The sequence below is a fragment of the Flavobacterium flavigenum genome, from assembly GCF_027111255.2.
Lineage (GTDB): Bacteria > Bacteroidota > Bacteroidia > Flavobacteriales > Flavobacteriaceae > Flavobacterium > Flavobacterium flavigenum.
This window is the reverse complement of record NZ_CP114285.2, coordinates 3,633,372-3,649,789: the sequence shown is the minus strand read 5'-3', so window position 1 is coordinate 3,649,789 and position 16,418 is coordinate 3,633,372. Positions and strand designations below refer to the sequence as shown.

Annotated in this window: 15 protein-coding genes and 1 riboswitch; of the genes, 1 reads left to right on the top strand and 14 read right to left on the bottom strand. The window is 34.5% G+C overall.

The annotated features are described in order from the left end of the window. Positions 1-39: 39 nt before the first annotated feature. A riboswitch (SAM riboswitch) is annotated at positions 40-153 on the bottom strand. Between the two features lie 213 nt (positions 154-366). The 9 genes from OZP09_RS15110 to OZP09_RS15070 form a co-directional block, all read right to left on the bottom strand. Beyond that, positions 367-495 (bottom strand): hypothetical protein, encoded by a 129-nt coding sequence (locus OZP09_RS15110; protein WP_262494090.1) that lies wholly within the window; start codon positions 493-495, stop codon positions 367-369. Between the two features lie 229 nt (positions 496-724). Then, positions 725-1,777, bottom strand: a complete 1,053-nt coding sequence (locus OZP09_RS15105; protein ID WP_223679355.1) for an NAD(P)/FAD-dependent oxidoreductase — start codon at positions 1,775-1,777, stop codon at positions 725-727. A gap of 195 nt (positions 1,778-1,972) precedes the next feature. Further along, positions 1,973-2,554, bottom strand: coding sequence for a precorrin-2 dehydrogenase/sirohydrochlorin ferrochelatase family protein (locus OZP09_RS15100; RefSeq protein WP_269234558.1), 582 nt, complete (start codon positions 2,552-2,554; stop codon positions 1,973-1,975). A 147-nt stretch (positions 2,555-2,701) separates the two neighbouring features. After that, positions 2,702-3,478 (bottom strand): uroporphyrinogen-III C-methyltransferase, encoded by a 777-nt coding sequence (gene cobA / locus OZP09_RS15095; RefSeq protein WP_281309605.1) that lies wholly within the window; start codon positions 3,476-3,478, stop codon positions 2,702-2,704. After that, positions 3,471-5,561: a nitrite/sulfite reductase gene (locus OZP09_RS15090; protein ID WP_269234557.1), complete on the bottom strand. Its 2,091-nt coding sequence runs from the start codon at positions 5,559-5,561 to the stop codon at positions 3,471-3,473. The genes cobA and OZP09_RS15090 overlap by 8 nt, the downstream gene beginning before the upstream one ends. An 81-nt stretch (positions 5,562-5,642) precedes the next feature. Continuing rightward, positions 5,643-6,887, bottom strand: coding sequence for a sulfate adenylyltransferase subunit 1 (locus OZP09_RS15085; RefSeq protein WP_281309604.1), 1,245 nt, complete (start codon positions 6,885-6,887; stop codon positions 5,643-5,645). A 106-nt stretch (positions 6,888-6,993) separates the two neighbouring features. Further along, entirely contained in the window at positions 6,994-7,893 is a 900-nt protein-coding gene (gene cysD / locus OZP09_RS15080; protein ID WP_078227138.1) for a sulfate adenylyltransferase subunit CysD, read from the bottom strand. A gap of 115 nt (positions 7,894-8,008) precedes the next feature. Further along, on the bottom strand, positions 8,009-8,719 hold the full coding sequence (locus tag OZP09_RS15075; RefSeq protein WP_269234556.1) for a phosphoadenylyl-sulfate reductase: 711 nt from the start codon (positions 8,717-8,719) through the stop codon (positions 8,009-8,011). A 27-nt stretch (positions 8,720-8,746) separates the two neighbouring features. Continuing rightward, positions 8,747-9,649 carry a sulfite exporter TauE/SafE family protein gene (locus OZP09_RS15070; RefSeq protein WP_281309603.1) on the bottom strand — a complete coding sequence of 301 codons (903 nt, stop codon included), beginning with the start codon at positions 9,647-9,649 and terminating at the stop codon, positions 8,747-8,749. Positions 9,650-9,958: 309 nt separating this feature from the next. Here OZP09_RS15070 and OZP09_RS15065 point away from each other — a divergent pair, with 309 nt between their 5' ends. After that, complete coding sequence (locus tag OZP09_RS15065; protein WP_281309602.1) at positions 9,959-10,741, top strand: sulfite exporter TauE/SafE family protein; 783 nt, start codon at positions 9,959-9,961, stop codon at positions 10,739-10,741. 77 nt (positions 10,742-10,818) lie between these two features. On the opposite strand, the gene OZP09_RS15060 is transcribed toward OZP09_RS15065, so the two are convergent. From OZP09_RS15060 to thrA, 5 genes are all read right to left on the bottom strand, one after another. Beyond that, the gene (locus tag OZP09_RS15060; protein WP_110305759.1) at positions 10,819-11,229 is read right to left on the bottom strand and encodes an RrF2 family transcriptional regulator; all 411 of its coding nucleotides are present in this window, start codon (positions 11,227-11,229) and stop codon (positions 10,819-10,821) included. A gap of 140 nt (positions 11,230-11,369) precedes the next feature. Then, positions 11,370-11,870 (bottom strand): RDD family protein, encoded by a 501-nt coding sequence (locus OZP09_RS15055; protein ID WP_269234551.1) that lies wholly within the window; start codon positions 11,868-11,870, stop codon positions 11,370-11,372. 161 nt (positions 11,871-12,031) lie between these two features. After that, positions 12,032-13,204 (bottom strand): trans-sulfuration enzyme family protein, encoded by a 1,173-nt coding sequence (locus OZP09_RS15050; protein ID WP_269234550.1) that lies wholly within the window; start codon positions 13,202-13,204, stop codon positions 12,032-12,034. A 177-nt stretch (positions 13,205-13,381) separates the two neighbouring features. Then, positions 13,382-13,813, bottom strand: coding sequence for an OsmC family protein (locus OZP09_RS15045; protein WP_269234549.1), 432 nt, complete (start codon positions 13,811-13,813; stop codon positions 13,382-13,384). A 175-nt stretch (positions 13,814-13,988) separates the two neighbouring features. Continuing rightward, entirely contained in the window at positions 13,989-16,400 is a 2,412-nt protein-coding gene (thrA, locus tag OZP09_RS15040) for a bifunctional aspartate kinase/homoserine dehydrogenase I (RefSeq protein ID WP_281309601.1), read from the bottom strand. Between the last annotated feature and the right edge of the window lie 18 nt (positions 16,401-16,418).

Genomic DNA, 16,418 nt, shown 5'->3' with positions numbered 1-16,418 from the left:
TTGTCAGGAAAAGTTTTTGAGAAATACGTACTGTATTTTGCGTTATCTATCTTGAATACATTTTGTTGTATTAAGTAGAATGTAGCACCTTCTTTATGGCAAAGGGTTGCTAAGGTTTCATTGGGTCTTTCCCTCCGCCTTTCGTGATAACTTTCAATAAAATTAGGAACGGCGCAAAGGTACAAAATAGCCTTTCTACTTGCAAGTTTTTTTTAAGATTCTAAAACGCTAAAGTTCTGAGGTTCTAAGCTTAAATTTTCCGGAATAAAAAAAGCCCGAACTACTATAGTTTGAGCTTTTTTTATTCTAAATTCCTCTCTAATAAGCCTAAAGACAGGCTTATTAACAAATCAAAATGTGATTTGTTTAAAAACTTCTGTCCCATTTTAGAAATGTATCCATGACTTCCTGATGATCTGTTAATTCATTATCTGTCATTTTCATTTCACTGCCGACTTTGGAATTTTCTTCTAGTAGTTGTTCGTCATTGTTCATAATAGATAATTTGTTTAATACTTTCTTAAAGTTAATATTTTATATTGGTAATTCAAAATACTAAAATCAAAATTTCTTATCTGAAAAAAAATTAATACTGCAAATTTAACCCTCTTCTTACAGACTAAGTTTAAATTAACATCAACAAAAAAGCCCAAACTAGAAAAGTTTGAGCTTTTGATATTAAAACCTTAACGCTTTATTTCATTAGAACTTCAGCATCAACTGATTAAACTATTGCTTTTACAACTGCTTTTGGCGCTTCTTTACGGGTTCCGTCAAAACCATCTACACCTGAAACTGTGGTGTATTTTAAAACGTATTTTTTACCCGGATTGATGATCTGGTATGCTGCCTGGCACATTAAAGTCGCTTCGTGGAACCCACAAAGGATTAATTTTAATTTTCCAGGGTATGTATTTACGTCTCCAATAGCGAAGATTCCAGGAATGTTGGTCTGGTAATCTAATGCATTGTTTACCTTGATTGCATTTTTTTCGATTTCTAATCCCCAGTCAGCAATTGGACCTAATTTTGGAGTCAATCCAAAAAGTGGAATAAAATAATCGGTTTCGATTTTACGGTGTGCTCCGTTTTCTTCGATATCCAAAGCTTCTACATGCTCAGCACCGTGAATTCCAACCACCTCTGCAGGTGTAATTAATTTGATTTTTCCAGCAGATTTTAATTCCTGTACTTTTTCTACAGAATCTAAAGCGCCTCTAAATTCGTTTCTACGATGAATCAAAGTTACTTCTGAAGCTACGTTTGCCAAGAAAATTGACCAGTCTAATGCTGAATCTCCTCCTCCTGCAATAACCACTCTTTTATCCCTGAATTTCTCCGGATTTTTGATGAAGTATTTTACACCTTTATCTTCATAAAACTCGATATCTTCAATAAGAGGTTTTCTTGGTTCGAAACTTCCCAAACCTCCCGCAATTGCGATAACCGGTGCGTGGAATTTTTTTCCTTTGTTTGACGTTACGATAAAACTTCCGTCTTCTTGTTTTTCGATAGTTTCTGCACGCTCACCTAAAGTGAAACCTGGTTCAAACTGCTTAATCTGCTCCATTAAGCCATCTACTAAATCACCTGCCAAAACTTCCGGAAAACCAGGAATATCATAAATAGGCTTTTTTGGATACAACTCTGAAAGCTGCCCTCCAGGCTGAGGCAAAGCATCTAAAATATGGCATTTTAATTTTAATAATCCTGCCTCAAAAACGGCAAATAAACCTGTTGGTCCTGCTCCAATTATAAGTATATCTGTTTTAATCATTATGGTGTTGTTTATAATCATTCTTAATAATACAAAGGAACGAATAATTTATTCTAATTTCAATGATTTTTATCATTCATTTCTTTGTGAAATTTTTACTCTTTATTTTTTAACGAAGCCGTAATTTCGTTCATTCTTTTACATCGGGTTAAAACGCGACGCTACAATATGATCCGTTCCTCCGGAACTTGTCTGCTATTCTTTATTTTTCAAAGAAGCTGTTATTTCATTCATCTTCTTCACTTTATCTTCAAAATCACCTTTCAGTGTTTTTCTATATTCATTGAGATTTTCAACCATCTTGTTGATGTCCTCCGGAATTACTTCTTCAAAAAACTCCCTTAGCCTTTTGGCTGTTGTTGGTGACTTTCCGTTGGTCGAAATGGCAATTTTTACATTTCCTTTTGTTACGATTCCGCCGAGATAATAATCACATAAATTTGGCGTATCGGCAATGTTACAAATCAGATAACGCTTTCTGGCCAAATCGTACACTCTTTTATTCACTTCTAAATCATCGGTACAGGCAATAACCATGTGACGCTTTTTGAGCATTTTCTTTTTGAACTTCGCTTCCGTCAATTTAACTGAAGGATGGTTTTCAGCTAAAACTTTTATTTCCACATGGAAGTTGGGAGCCACTACCTCAACGTTTGCATTCGGACTTGATTTCAGTAAAAAAGAAAGTTTTTCTAAGCCGACATTTCCTCCACCCACAATCAGCACATTCAGATTGTGAAGTTTTAAAAATATTGGATATAATTCGTTTTGTTCCATTTTAATTTTTTGTTTCGCCGAAAATACTAAAATCTGACGTTACAATTTTTATTTTATCAATTGGATAAAATCCAACGTCCTTAATTTTGTTCGTTATTTCATCGGGTTAAAACCCGACGTTACAACATGTTTCGTTCCTACGGAACTTTATTGAGCGATTTCTTTTGACAGGAATTCTTCGTAAAATCCTTTTAGCTTGTGACTTTCTTTTACAACTTCTCCAAGAACTATAACGGCCGGCGAACTTAAATTTTGCTGCTTTACAATTTCAACAATTGAATTCACTGTACCTACACCCATTTTTTCTTCTGCTGTGGTTCCGTTTTGGATGATAGCAACTGGCAGATTTCCTTTGTTTTCTTTTTGAAACAATTCTACAATCTGAGACAGTTTATGCATTCCCATCACGATTACAACTGTTGCAGAGGACTGTGCTGCCAAAGCAACATCAGCTGATAATTTCCTATCGGAAGTTGTTCCTGTAATTGCCCAAAAGCTTTCTGAAACACCTCTTTTTGTAATGGATATTCCCTGACTTGCCGGAACAGCCACTACAGATGAAATTCCGGGAACTATAACCGTCTCAATTCCGAAACTTTCTGCAAATTCAATTTCTTCGCTTCCTCTTCCAAAAATAAACGGATCTCCGCCTTTTAACCGAACTACATTTCCATACGTCAACGCATTATCCACAATCAGCTGATTGATCTGATCCTGCGTGTAAGCATGGTTTCCTATTTTTTTTCCAACAAAAATTCTGATGGCATTTTTAGGAGCATGACTTAAAATTTCATCATTAGCTAAAGCATCGTACAAAACCACATTCGCTTCAGCCAGTGCCCTAACACCTTTCAGTGTAAGCAATTCCGGATCGCCGGGACCTGCACCGACTAAAGTTACTTTTGGCTTTATACTATTATGCATTGGCTAATTCCTGAGCTCTGTATTTTTCTATAATCGCAAAAAATGCAATTCCTTCTTCAATATATTGTTTTGCAAATGCTTCAGTTGGTTCATTTTTATTGATTTGATAAACCAGTTCTTTGAATGTTGTCGGCAATACAATTTTAGTGCTTTCCACAAAAACAGTGTCAAATAAATCAACGATTCCCGCATGGTTGTTTGTTTTTTCATTTTCAGAAAGCAACAACGCTTTTGCACCATTTACGAATCCCGCATACGTATGATAGATTGCATCAGCCCATTTTCCTTCGTCAAAAGATTCCTGTGCGAAAGTCAATTTGTCTTTTGCTTCTAATAATAAGGTAGCAACCAAATCAATTACAACACCTGCACATTCTCCAACTCCAACCGCTTTTACATAATTATCTGCGTTACCCCAGTCAATGAAATCAGCTTCTGTTAAATTGGTTACATCAGCGAAAGGTTTCAAGATTTCGTAGAAATATTTCTCTCCTTTTGCGTCATAATAATTAAGGAATTTGTCACCGTTACCATTAGCATCAAAATCATTTAAAATAGTACGCAATGCATCCGGTCCTCTACGGCTTGGAATTTTGATTACCTTATCAGCAAAACGTCCTTCACCGTTTCCTAATCTTCCTCCACCTAATAAAACCTGTAACGCCGGAGCTACTAATTTCCCTGAGTTGATAGACATTCCCTGAAAACCAATTGCTGACATATTGTGCTGTCCGCAGGCATTCATACAACCTGAAATTTTGATTTCAATTTCGCTGTTGTTGCTATATTGTGGATATTCTGCTTTGATTACTTTTTCTAATTCATCTGCAATTCCGGTACTGCTTGCAATCCCCAAATTACAAGTGTCGGTACCCGGACACGCAGTTATATCCCCAATCGTATTGTAACCTAAAGCTACCATATCTAATTTGGCTAATTCCTGGTAGAAGAAAGGTAAATTTTCTTCTTTGATGTGACGGATTACAATGTTTTGACGCAATGAAAAACGCAATTCATTAGCTCCATAATTTTTAATTAAATCAGCTAATAATCTGGCCTTATCAGTGTAAAAATCACCTAATAAAACTTTAATTCCAATTGCATAATAACCTGCTTGCTTTTGAGCAATTACATTGGATGCTTTCCATGCTTCATAAGCTGCTGTGTCCTCAATTGTAACTTGCGGAACTGCTAACAAAGGTTCCGGAATTGGTCCGTCAAAAGCGGTTGTATCAATTTCGTACGTTTCAAAAGCAATTGCTTTTTTCTCTTTTTCAACCAAATCAAGGAAAACATCTTTTCCGATTTCTTTGATTAAGAATTTCATACGTGCTTTCATTCTTTTGGCACGTTCACCGTATCTGTCGAAAATCCTGATAATTCCTTCTGCCGTTGGAATGATTTGATTAACCGGAATAAACTCCGAAAGTAATTCGGCATGTGCTGGCTGAGATCCTAAACCTCCTCCAAAAACCACTTTAAATCCTTTTTGTCCGTCTTTAATTTTTGGAATAAATCCTAAATCGTGCAAGTAACTCAAAGCAGTATCTTCATCAGAAGATGAGAACGAAATTTTGAATTTACGCCCCATTTCCTGACAAATTGGATTTCTTAATAAGTATTGAAACATTCCGTGTGCATAAGGAGTCACATCAAACGGCTCGTTGACATCTACACCTGCTAATTCACTTCCTGTAATATTTCTAACCGTATTACCACAAGCTTCACGCAAAGTGATATCATCTTTAGCCAATTCTGACCAAAGTTCAGGCGTTCTGTCCAGACTTACGTAGTGAATCTGAATATCCTGACGCGTCGTAATGTGGAGACGTCCTGTAGAATATTTGTCTGATACTTCGGTAATTCTTCTCAATTGCTCGCTGGTCACTTTTCCATAAGGCAATTTGATACGAATCATCTGAACGCCTTCCTGACGCTGACCGTAAATACCACGTGCTAAACGAAGACTACGAAAACGCTCATCATCAATTTTTCCTCCACGGAATAAGTGAATCTTTTTTTCTAATTCGATAATCTCTTTCTGAACTATCGGATTTTCTATTTCTGTTCTAAAACTTTCCATTTCTTTTAGTTATAGTTTATGGTTGGTTGTTTATGGTTGGTTGTTGGCAGAAAACTATCAACTAAAACCATCAACTATCAACTATTTTATAAATCCTACTCCTGCTGTTGTGTTGGTTACGGCATCAATTAAAATAAAAGCTCCGTTTGACTTGTTTTCATTATAAGAATCAAAATACAAAGGCTTGCTTAGTTTGATATTTACTTCTCCTATTTCATTGATTGCTAATTGTGAAGCCGGAGTTGTTCCTGAATAATCAGTTGCAATGGTGTTTTTAACACTCTCAATTTTTGCCAAAACTCTGTTTGTATTGTGCTGTACAAAATATTTAGTTCCCGGAACCAATTTTTTACTGTCCATCCAGCAAATAGTCGTTTCAATATCTTTTTCAATTTTTGGAAGCTCTGATGATTTTACGATCATATCGCCTCTTGTTACATTGATATCATTTTCTAATTCAATTGTAATTGAAGAACCTGCAACAGCCTCATCAAATTGTTTATCGAAAAAGTGAATGTTTGTAACTTTTGATTCCGTTAAAGAAGGCAAAACTGTAACGGCATCTCCAACTTTAATAGAGTTCCCATATAATTTACCTGCATATCCTCTAAAATCATGGTATTCTTCTGTTTTAGGACGAATAACCGTCTGAACCGGAAAACGTGCTTTTCCGCTTTCAAATACATCTGAAGAGTGCAATCCTTCTAAATGCTCTAAAATAGTTTGTCCCTGATACCAAGGCATTCCATCTAATTTATCCACAACATTATCTCCTGTCAAAGCACTTAACGGAATATAACTTACGTTTTGTTCTTTGAAAGTACTTTTTGCATTTAATGCCTGAAAATCAGCTTTGATTTTATTGAAAACTTCTTCTGAATAATCAACTAAATCCATTTTGTTAATCGCCACAATTACCTCTTTTACTCTCAATAAATTATTGATGAAAAAGTGACGGTACGTTTGCTCAATTACCCCTTTTCTGGCATCAATCAAAATAATAGAAACCTGAGAAGTTGAAGCTCCTGTAACCATGTTTCTGGTATATTCTACGTGTCCTGGAGTATCGGCAATAATGTAACTTTTCTTTGCAGTCGAAAAATAAATATGAGCTACATCTATCGTAATTCCCTGTTCTCTTTCTGCTACTAATCCGTCAGTTGCCAAAGAAAAATCAAGATAATCGTATCCTTTTTGTTTGCTGCTTTTTTCGATTGCTTCTATTTTATCTGTAGTCAATGATTTTGTATCATACAATAATCTTCCGATCAAAGTACTTTTTCCGTCATCTACACTTCCTGCTGTTGCTATTTTTAAAACGTCCATTCTGTATTATTTTGTTTCAGGTTTAAAGTTTCAGGTTTTCTTTCGAAACTTATAATCTGTATGTTTTGTGAATTTTACTTTTTAATTAATAATTGATAATTGTCAATTAAAAATATCCTTGTTGTTTTCTTTTCTCCATTGCGGCTTCAGAACGTTTATCATCGATTCTGGCTCCTCTTTCTGAAATAGTAGACTCTCTGATCTCACCTACTACTTCTGCAATAGTTGCTGCATAAGATTCAACAGCTGCAGTACAACTCATATCTCCAACAGTTCTGAAACGAACGATTCTTTCTTCGATTTGCTCGTCTTCTTCCTGATAAACAAAAGGAGAATGTGACCAGATTAAACCATCTCTTAAAAAGACTTTTCTTTTATGTGAAAAGTAGATTGACGGAATTTCAATATGTTCTTTTTCAATATAACTCCAAACGTCTAATTCTGTCCAGTTTGAAATTGGGAAAACACGAACGTTTTGTCCATTTTCGATTTTACCATTTAAAATATCAAATAACTCCGGACGCTGGTTTTTCTCATCCCACTGACCGAAATCATCACGAACTGAAAAAATACGCTCTTTTGCTCTTGCTTTTTCCTCATCGCGACGTGCACCACCGATACAAGCATCAAATTTGAATTCTTCGATTGCATCTAAAAGTGTTGTAGTCTGCAAGCTGTTACGGCTTGAATATTTTCCGGTTTCTTCAACAACTTTTCCTTCATCAATAGCGTCCTGTACGTTACGAACGATTAATTCCAAACCTAATTCTTCAACCAATTTATCTCTGAAAGCAATTGTTTCAGGAAAATTGTGTCCCGTATCAACGTGCAATAGAGGAAACGGAATCTTAGCTGGGAAAAATGCTTTTTGCGCCAAACGCACTAATGTAATAGAATCTTTTCCGCCTGAGAAAAGTAAAACCGGTTTGTCAAACTGAGAAACAACTTCTCTAAAGATGTATATCGCTTCACTTTCTAAAGCATTTGTTTTTAATACTGAACTCATTTTTGATATTTTATTTGATATTTTATGTTGCTTCAAGTTTTAGGTTTCAAATTTCTTAAACCAGATCTAATACTTTCCACTTTTATTTTATTCTATTCTCTCGCTTCTTAGCTCTCTACTCCTTTTTAATACCGTGCAAACCACATTCTTTGTGACTTGATTCCCAATACCATCTTCCAGCCCTGATATCTTCTCCAGGAAAAATAGCTCTCGTACAAGGTGCACAACCGATACTTACAAAGCCTTTTTTATGTAATGCATTTTGAGGGACATTGTTTTCCTGTAAATAATCTTCAACTTCCTGCAAAGACCATTTTAATAACGGATTGAATTTAATAATGTCAAAACCTCCATCATATTCAAACAGACTCAACTCTTGTCGGTTCTCGGATTGTTCTGCTCGCAAACCTGTAATCCATACTGCATTTCCTGCCAAAGCTTTTCGCAACGGAACCACTTTTCGGATAAAACAGCATTCTTTTCTGTTTTCAACCGAATCGTAAAAGCTGTTTGGTCCTTTTGTTTTAAGTAAATTTTCAACAGATGCTGCTTCTGGAAAAAACACTTCAATTGGTCTTTTGTATTTTTTTAATGTTTTATGAAAAACATCGTAAGTTTCCTGAAACAGTCTTCCTGTATCTAAAGTAAACACTGTAATATCAGTATTACTCTTTGCAATGAAATCCGTAATTACCTGATCTTCCTGACCAAAAGATGTAGAGAAAATTACTTTTCCCGGATATTCTTCAGCCAGAAAAGTAAAAGTCTCTTCAATTGAAAAATCTTTCGTTTTATCTAATAGTGATTGTATAATTGTCGCACTCATAATTCTCTTTCCCTTTCTAAAAATCTATTACAATAATTTAGATAATGTTTTTAAACTCAATAAAATAATTAATATCCCTACTGCAATCATCATTGGTTTTCTTTTGATTTTGTTAACCAAATAAGCAGCCAATGGAGCAGCTATAACACCTCCTAAAATCAATCCTATAATAATTTGCCATCCTGCAATTCCTCCGAAAAGCATAAATGTAATTCCGCTTGCAAATGAAACCGCAAATTCTGCTGCATTTACAGAACCAATAGTATAACGGGGGTTCCTGCCTCTTCCTAATAAAGTTGAAGTAACAATTGGTCCCCATCCGCCACCTCCTACAGAATCCATAAAACCTCCAAAAGTAGCCAGAATTCCTAATTTTTTAGTTTTCTTTTTAACGATACTTTTTCTTGATGCTTTTCTAATGATTATCAATGCCAGAACAATCATATAAACAGCAATAAACGGCTTTATAAAATCACCATCAATAACATCAGACAACAAATATGCTCCTGTTACGGAACCTAAAACACCTGGTATCAATAAGTTTTTTACCAGTTTTTTATTGATATTTCCAAATTTATGATGTGATATTGCAGATGCTCCTGTCGTAAACATTTCAGCTACGTGAACTCCTGTACTGCTAATTACAGGCGGAACACCGTAAGCCAATAAAAATGAAGTTGAAGTCGCGCCATAACCCATTCCTAAAGTACCGTCTACCAATTGTGCAAATACACCAATAGCAAAAAAAACTAAAAACTCCTGATTAAATCCTCCAATAAATCCTTCCCATGAAAACTCAGCATGATGATTATAAATCAGTGTACTTAACAAACCTATTAATAAAACAACAGGTATCCCTATCCATAATTTTTCTTTTATCGATGCATAAAACTTAACATCAACAGTATTAATTTTTAATTCTTTCTCCATAATTACAGGGTTTCCTTGCTAAAATCCATTATCCTATCGGGTTAGTAGATTGAAAAGCAAAATTACTACTTATTTCTAAATATCAAAACAATTCTTTAACTTTTTACACTTCTAAACTTCTTAAAATCAAATTTTAAGGATATTTTAATAGGCTAATAAATAAATTCAACAAATCTAAAATCATATATCATTGTTTTTAAGACACATATACTCAAAATTATTTAAAGTTTCAAAGATATACTTTTAAAGCCTACCATTTCCATAGGATAATTATAAAATTGTTTCTATTTTTGCGCCAAACTTTTATTTATGGATTTTCAAATAGGTTTAGTTATTGCAGGTTTAGTTGTTGGCTTTGTAGTAGGCCTGACAGGCGTTGGAGGTGGCTCTTTAATGACACCAATTTTATTATATTTTGGTATTCCCCCTACAAAAGCTGTAGGTACCGATTTACTTTATGCTGCTTTTACCAAAATGGGGGGGGTATTTGTGCACAATAAAAAAAGTAATATAAACTGGTCGATTACAGGCTGGCTAACCTTAGGAAGTGTTCCGGCAGCCTTACTGACTTTATGGATTCTAAATAATATTAAAACTGATATTGAAACTGTGAATCAGGTTATTAAAAAAAGTTTAGGCTGGGCGTTACTTTTTACATCGGTAGCTATTATATTTAAACAAAGGATATTAAAGTTTTCTCAAAAACATGCCGGCGATAAATTTCACAGCGAAAGCACCACTCAAAATATGCTGACTATCGGAATTGGCGTTTTACTAGGTGCGACAGTAACTTTGACCTCTATTGGTGCCGGTGCATTGGGAACCGTTACATTATTTTTTCTTTATCCTTTATTGCCAACACCTCGATTAGTAGGAACTGAAATTGCGCATGCAGTTCCATTAACATTAGTTGCCGGAATTGGACATGCCTCAATGGGTAATCTGGATTTAATATTGTTAGGACAGTTATTATTAGGTTCGCTGCCAGGAATTTTTATAGGAAGTATGCTAAGTGGAAAAGTTCCGGATCAATTTCTTAGAAACGCAATTGCAGTCATGCTTTTTTTAGCGGGATATAAATTGATTTTTTAGATTAAAACATTATATATAAAAAATGACCATTTCTGAAATTTTTAGAAATGGTCATTTTTATTATTAATTCTGTAATATTAAAATGCAATATCTGCCAAAGAATTACTTTCCAGTATTTTGAGTGTATTATCACGAACTTCAGTCATCAGACGTCTTGCAGCGCAAGTAGTCTCATCATCGCAGTCATCACATTTTTCATAAAAATTATGACTGGCACAAGGCAACAGTGCTATTGGACCTTCCAGAATACGATACACTTTTGCCATGCTGATGTCTTTTGGTTCTTTAATCAGATAATAACCGCCGCCTTTTCCTTTTTTGGCACCCAAAAAACCAGAGTTTCTTAACAGCAACAAAATACTTTCCAGAAATTTAATTGAAATATGTTCGTTTTTGGCTATCTCAGCAATTTGAACGGGTTCATTATTTTCGCGTCTTGCCAAATATGTCAAAGCTTTAATTCCGTATTTTGTTTTCTTTGAAAGCATTTTTAAGATTTAGATTGTAAACTGCTTATAATTTTTATTACTCGCTTAGCTAAATAAGCAGCCCACTTTTTTATGCATCAAAAATAAGCTTTTTAAATGGAAAAAAATAGAAGGTAAAATGTTAAATACTACAATACCTATCAAATTACTTCTTTGTTTCCGATTAAATTAAATTCATGAAATAACTTTACTTCATTTTCTAAATCTTTTTTATTTACAACATAGGTTTCAGAAATTGAGTCATGCCAGCCTCGGCTTCCTAAAAAGGAAAAAACGTCAAAAGGAATAAACCTGCATAATGTTCTTTTCAGAATAACTCCGAACGAAGGTTTTACTCCATTTTCATCGACAACAACAGTTCCTGTAATTAATTTACCCAAAGATCTTCCAAAAAGACCTTCAGTAAGTGAATAATAAAAAATAGAAATTACCACAAAAATCAATTGCCCTTCCCAATCACTCAAATTCCCCATCCACAATAAGAATTCATTTAAATCCAAAAGACTTGCCAGGACAGCAAAAATAAAAGATAAAGCAAAGATTAAAGCAATGATGACAACAATATCTAAAATATAGTTTAGAAAACGGCTTCCGCTAGAAGCTAATAATTTGTCATCAAGAATATAAGTAGAGTTACTCATGAGTTAGTTGTTTGTTATTTGTTAGTATAAACTTCGTATAAAAAACAAAAATATACTTTTTGTAATAACAAACACTAAAATCAAATGACGATTTAATAGTAAAAATCACCGTTAAAATCGTCATTTATATCATTGAAATAATAACCTAAGGAATTCAAAAATCAGGAAAGGGCCTGTTCTAAATCAGCAATTACGTCTTTTACAGTTTCCAAACCTACAGAAACACGTACTAAACCTTCCGTGATTCCAACAGCCAACTTTTCTTCTACAGACAATTTACTGTGTGTAGTTGACGCCGGATGTGTTACAATCGTTTTTACATCACCAATATTTGCTGAAAGTGAGCACAATTTAATTTTATCCAAAAATTTACGCCCAGCTTCGATTCCGCCTTTGATTTCAAATGCAATAATATTACCTCCTAAAAGCATTTGTTTTTTGGCAATTTCATATTTTGGGTGTGATTTTAAAAACGGATATTTCACGCTGTTCACATTTGGGTGACTTTCTAAAAATTCAGCAACTTTTAAAGCATTTTCACAATGTCTGTCAACACGAACAGCCAAAGTTTCTAAACTTTTTGACAAAACCCACGCATTAAATGGCGACATTGCCGGTCCTGTATTTCTTGAAAACAAATATATTTTACGAATTAACTCTGCATTACCAACCGCAACACCTCCTAAAACACGTCCTTGCCCATCCATTAATTTTGTAGCAGAATGAACTACTATATGTGCTCCGTATTTAATTGGCTGTTGAATATATGGCGTAGCAAAACAGTTGTCAATTATCAAAATCAAATTGTGTTTCTTCGCTATTTGTCCTAATAATTCTAAATCAATTACATCAACACCTGGATTTGTAGGTGTTTCAGCGTATAAAATTTTAGTATTTGGCTTGATACAAGCTTCTACGGTTTCTGGTTTGTTGATATCAAAATAAGTGGTTTCAATATTCCATTTTGGAAAATAAGTCATAAACAACGCGTGAGTTGAGCCAAAAACACTCCCTGCAGAAACAATATGATCTCCTGAATCCAACAAAGCCGCAAAAGTCGAATAAATTGCTGCCATACCAGTTGCAAAAGCATACCCTGCCTCAGCCCCTTCCATAGCACAAACCTTATCTACAAACTCTGTTGTGTTTGGATTACTGAAACGTGAGTAGATATTACGTACTTTTTCTTCAGTGAAAGATGCTCTCATATCCTCTGCATCTTCAAAGACAAAACTTGAAGATAAATATAAAGGAGTTGAGTGCTCCTGAAATTGCGATTTCTCTAAATGTGTTCTGATGGCTTGAGTTTCAAAACCAAATTCTTGTTCGTTCATTTTGTTTTTTTATTTAACACGAATTGCACAAATTGGCACTAATTCGTTTTTTTTAATTGCACAAAGACTCGCAAAAAAACTCAGAGATTCACTAAGAAATATGATGCGAATTTTTATTTTTTAATAATCAGTCTAAGAAATTATCTCATTCTCTAATTGACTAATTTTCTAATTATTTTATTTTTCCAATTCCACCCCGTTCAAAATTACTTTGTAATGAATGGTTGCTGTAGGCTCAACTGTTTTAGAAACCGAGCAGTATTTTTCGAAAGATAATTGTGCTGCTTTTGCTGCTTTGTCTTCTTTTATGTTTCCTTCCAAAGAAAAAACTACATAAATATCTTTAAATGGCTTGGCTTCTCCAACCTGAACACGCTCTCCTTCAACCTCAGCTTTAAAAGAAGTGATTTCCTGACGTTGTTTCTTAAGGATTGAGATCATGTCGATTCCACTGCAGCCCGCTACACCCATCAAAACCAATTCCATTGGGCTTGGTCCCATATCATTACCTCCAAATTCTGGTCTGGCATCTACATTTACTATATGTCCACGTTCATTTTTTAATTGAAAATGGAAGTTTTCGTTTACTCTGTCTAATGTTATTTTCATTGTGTTGTTGTTTTTTGTTTTTTATTCTCAATCTTGTCATTTCGAGGAACGAGAAATCACACATGTGAATCGACAAAGATCAACAAATTTCTTTGCGGAATTTCTTGTGTGATTTCTCCTTTGTCGAAATGACAAACTAGGCTTAGCAATTCTAAAATCTGCAATCTAAAATCAATTACCCTTTATCCGACAATCTCAAAATATCACCGAAAACCCCTCTTGCCGTTACTGCCGAACCTGCTCCGGCTCCCTGAATTACAATTGGTCGGTCTCCGTAAGATTCTGTATAGATTTCGAAGAAAGAATCAGAGCCTTTTAATCCTCCAAGGGCTGTATCTGAGGGAACTGAAACCAATTTCACTTCAAGATTTCCTTTGTCATTCTGCAAATCTCCGGACAATTCACCAATATATCTTAAAACGTGATTTGGTTTTTGGTCGGCTTTTATTTTGTCGTAAATCGGGTCAAATTCTTTCAGTTTCGTTAAGAAATCTGAAACATTTCCTTCACGTAAATGTTCCGGAATTAAATTCTGAATAGATATTTCTTCGAATTCATTCTGCAAATCTAATTCTCTTGCCAGAATCAATAATTTTCTTCCCACATCATTTCCACATAAATCCTCACGCGGATCCGGTTCTGTATATCCGCTATCAATAGCTTCCTGCAGGATTTCACTAAACGGAGCCTCTTTTGCAGAGAAATTATTAAATAAATAGCTCAATGTACCAGAGAAAACACCTTTTATCTTAGTGATATTCTCACCAGAAAGATGCAGTAATTTTATCGTATCAATTAAGGGTAAACCTGCACCAACATTGGTTTCGTATAAGTAATTCTTTTGATTTTCAGCCAGAACTTTTCTTAATTCTTTATAAAAACCATAACTCAGTGTATTAGCCACTTTGTTAGAAGAAATTAAATCGAAACTGCTCTCTGCAAGCTTGATATAATTTTCTACAAATGAAGCACTTGCCGTGTTGTCAATCGCAATTAAGTTTTCTAAATGGTATTTATCTGCGTAATCAATAATATCCTGAATGGTGTAATCAAGCCCTTTGTTGTGGATTTCATTTTTCCAGTCAGAAGTAACACCATTTTTATCTAAAACCAGTTTTTTAGAATTTGCTATAGCAAAAACATTCAGTTTAATCCCTTTACGTTTTTCAATGGCATCAGCCGATTCTAAAATTTGGTTGATCAAAGTCCCGCCTACTAATCCGTGACCAAAAACAGCGATATTAATTTTCTTTGAAACCCCGAAAATCTCTCCGTGAATTACGTTTAACGCTTTATTCAGTTCTGATTTTTTAACCACCAAACTCACGTTTTTACCCGTAACGGTGTTGTTAAACAATATCGGAACAATTTTATTCTTGATTAATGCTGTATATGGTTTATGAAAAGTACTCAAATCCTGGCCAATGATGGAAATAACTGAAACATTATCTGTTACTGTAATCTGGTTTACATCTTTCGAATAAAAGTCATTTTCGAATTCTTTCTCCAGTTCAACCATTGCTGTTGTCGCTTTATCAGTGGCTACAACCAATCCGATTCCTCTTTCTGAAGATCCTTGCGAAATGATACTTACACTGATATTGTGATCGCCCATTACTTTAAAAATTCGGGCATCAACTCCTGCTTTTCCAAGCAGTCCGCGACCTTCAAGATTTAAAAGGGAAACGTTTTCAAGAACCGAAAGTGTCTTGATTCCTTCTTTAGTAGAATCAGAAGTGATTAAAGTGCCGCGATTTTCATGATTGAATGTGTTTAGGATTCGAAGCGGAATATTTTTTTCCAACAAAGGAATAATCGTTTTGGCATGTAGAATTGTAGCTCCAAAATTCGCTAATTCATTCGCTTCATTGAATGATAAAAATTCGATTTTTTTAGCATCTTCAACCAAATCCGGATTTGCGGTATAAATTCCGTCAACATGCGTAAAGTTTTGTAATTCTTCTGCATTCAAATAATTAGCAATTAGGGAAGCCGTGTAATTACTGCCGTTTCTTCCTAAAGTCGTAGTGTCATTATTATTATTCGAACCAATAAAACCAGTTATGATATTAACCTTTTTATCGTGTTCTTTAAAATAATTAACCACATTTTTTTTGGAAAGCTGTTCCAAAGGCTGCGCATCACCAAATTTAGAATCTGTTTTAAGCAAATCCCTTGAATCGGTAAAATTCGCCGGAATACCTTTTTCAATCAAAATAGCCGTTAATAATTTAGCCGAAAGCAATTCGCCTTTAGACAAAATCTGATCTTTGATTTTGTTACTATAATCACCAATCAGACTTACCCCTTCATAAAGTTTATCCAAAATAGTAAACTCCTCAGACAAATCAACCTGAGGATAATCTGAAATTTGGTAGGTTTTAAAATTTTCTAATAATCGTTTGTAGTCACCGTTTTTAGCGGCAATTTTTAAAATATATTCTAATTCATCTGTAGCGTTTCCTCTTGCAGAAACTACTACAGCAATTTTTTCTCCCTGGTTTACTTTTTCTTCAATGATTGAGACAACCTTGTTAAGTCCTTCTCCGTTGGATAATGATTTACCTCCAAATTTTAATATTTTCATTGTATCTTTTTATTATTT

Excerpts from the sequence above, each read along its gene's own strand:
- cysD (WP_078227138.1), bottom strand. The coding sequence starts at position 7,893 with ATGAGTTCAGTATTAAAAACAAATGCTTTAGAAAGTGAAGCGATATAC.
- OZP09_RS15110 (WP_262494090.1), bottom strand. The coding sequence starts at position 495 with ATGAACAATGACGAACAACTACTAGAAGAAAATTCCAAAGTCGGCAGT.
- OZP09_RS15090 (WP_269234557.1), bottom strand. The coding sequence starts at position 5,561 with ATGGAAAGTTTTAGAACAGAAATAGAAAATCCGATAGTTCAGAAAGAG.
- OZP09_RS15045 (WP_269234549.1), bottom strand. The coding sequence starts at position 13,813 with ATGAAAATAACATTAGACAGAGTAAACGAAAACTTCCATTTTCAATTA.
- OZP09_RS15105 (WP_223679355.1), bottom strand. The coding sequence starts at position 1,777 with ATGATTAAAACAGATATACTTATAATTGGAGCAGGACCAACAGGTTTA.
- OZP09_RS15050 (WP_269234550.1), bottom strand. The coding sequence starts at position 13,204 with ATGAACGAACAAGAATTTGGTTTTGAAACTCAAGCCATCAGAACACAT.
- OZP09_RS15085 (WP_281309604.1), bottom strand. The coding sequence starts at position 6,887 with ATGGACGTTTTAAAAATAGCAACAGCAGGAAGTGTAGATGACGGAAAA.
- cobA (WP_281309605.1), bottom strand. The coding sequence starts at position 3,478 with ATGCATAATAGTATAAAGCCAAAAGTAACTTTAGTCGGTGCAGGTCCC.
- OZP09_RS15075 (WP_269234556.1), bottom strand. The coding sequence starts at position 8,719 with ATGAGTGCGACAATTATACAATCACTATTAGATAAAACGAAAGATTTT.
- OZP09_RS15100 (WP_269234558.1), bottom strand. The coding sequence starts at position 2,554 with ATGGAACAAAACGAATTATATCCAATATTTTTAAAACTTCACAATCTG.
- OZP09_RS15055 (WP_269234551.1), bottom strand. The coding sequence starts at position 11,870 with ATGAGTAACTCTACTTATATTCTTGATGACAAATTATTAGCTTCTAGC.
- OZP09_RS15060 (WP_110305759.1), bottom strand. The coding sequence starts at position 11,229 with ATGCTTTCAAAGAAAACAAAATACGGAATTAAAGCTTTGACATATTTG.
- OZP09_RS15070 (WP_281309603.1), bottom strand. The coding sequence starts at position 9,649 with ATGGAGAAAGAATTAAAAATTAATACTGTTGATGTTAAGTTTTATGCA.
- thrA (WP_281309601.1), bottom strand. The coding sequence starts at position 16,400 with ATGAAAATATTAAAATTTGGAGGTAAATCATTATCCAACGGAGAAGGA.
- OZP09_RS15065 (WP_281309602.1), top strand. The coding sequence starts at position 9,959 with ATGGATTTTCAAATAGGTTTAGTTATTGCAGGTTTAGTTGTTGGCTTT.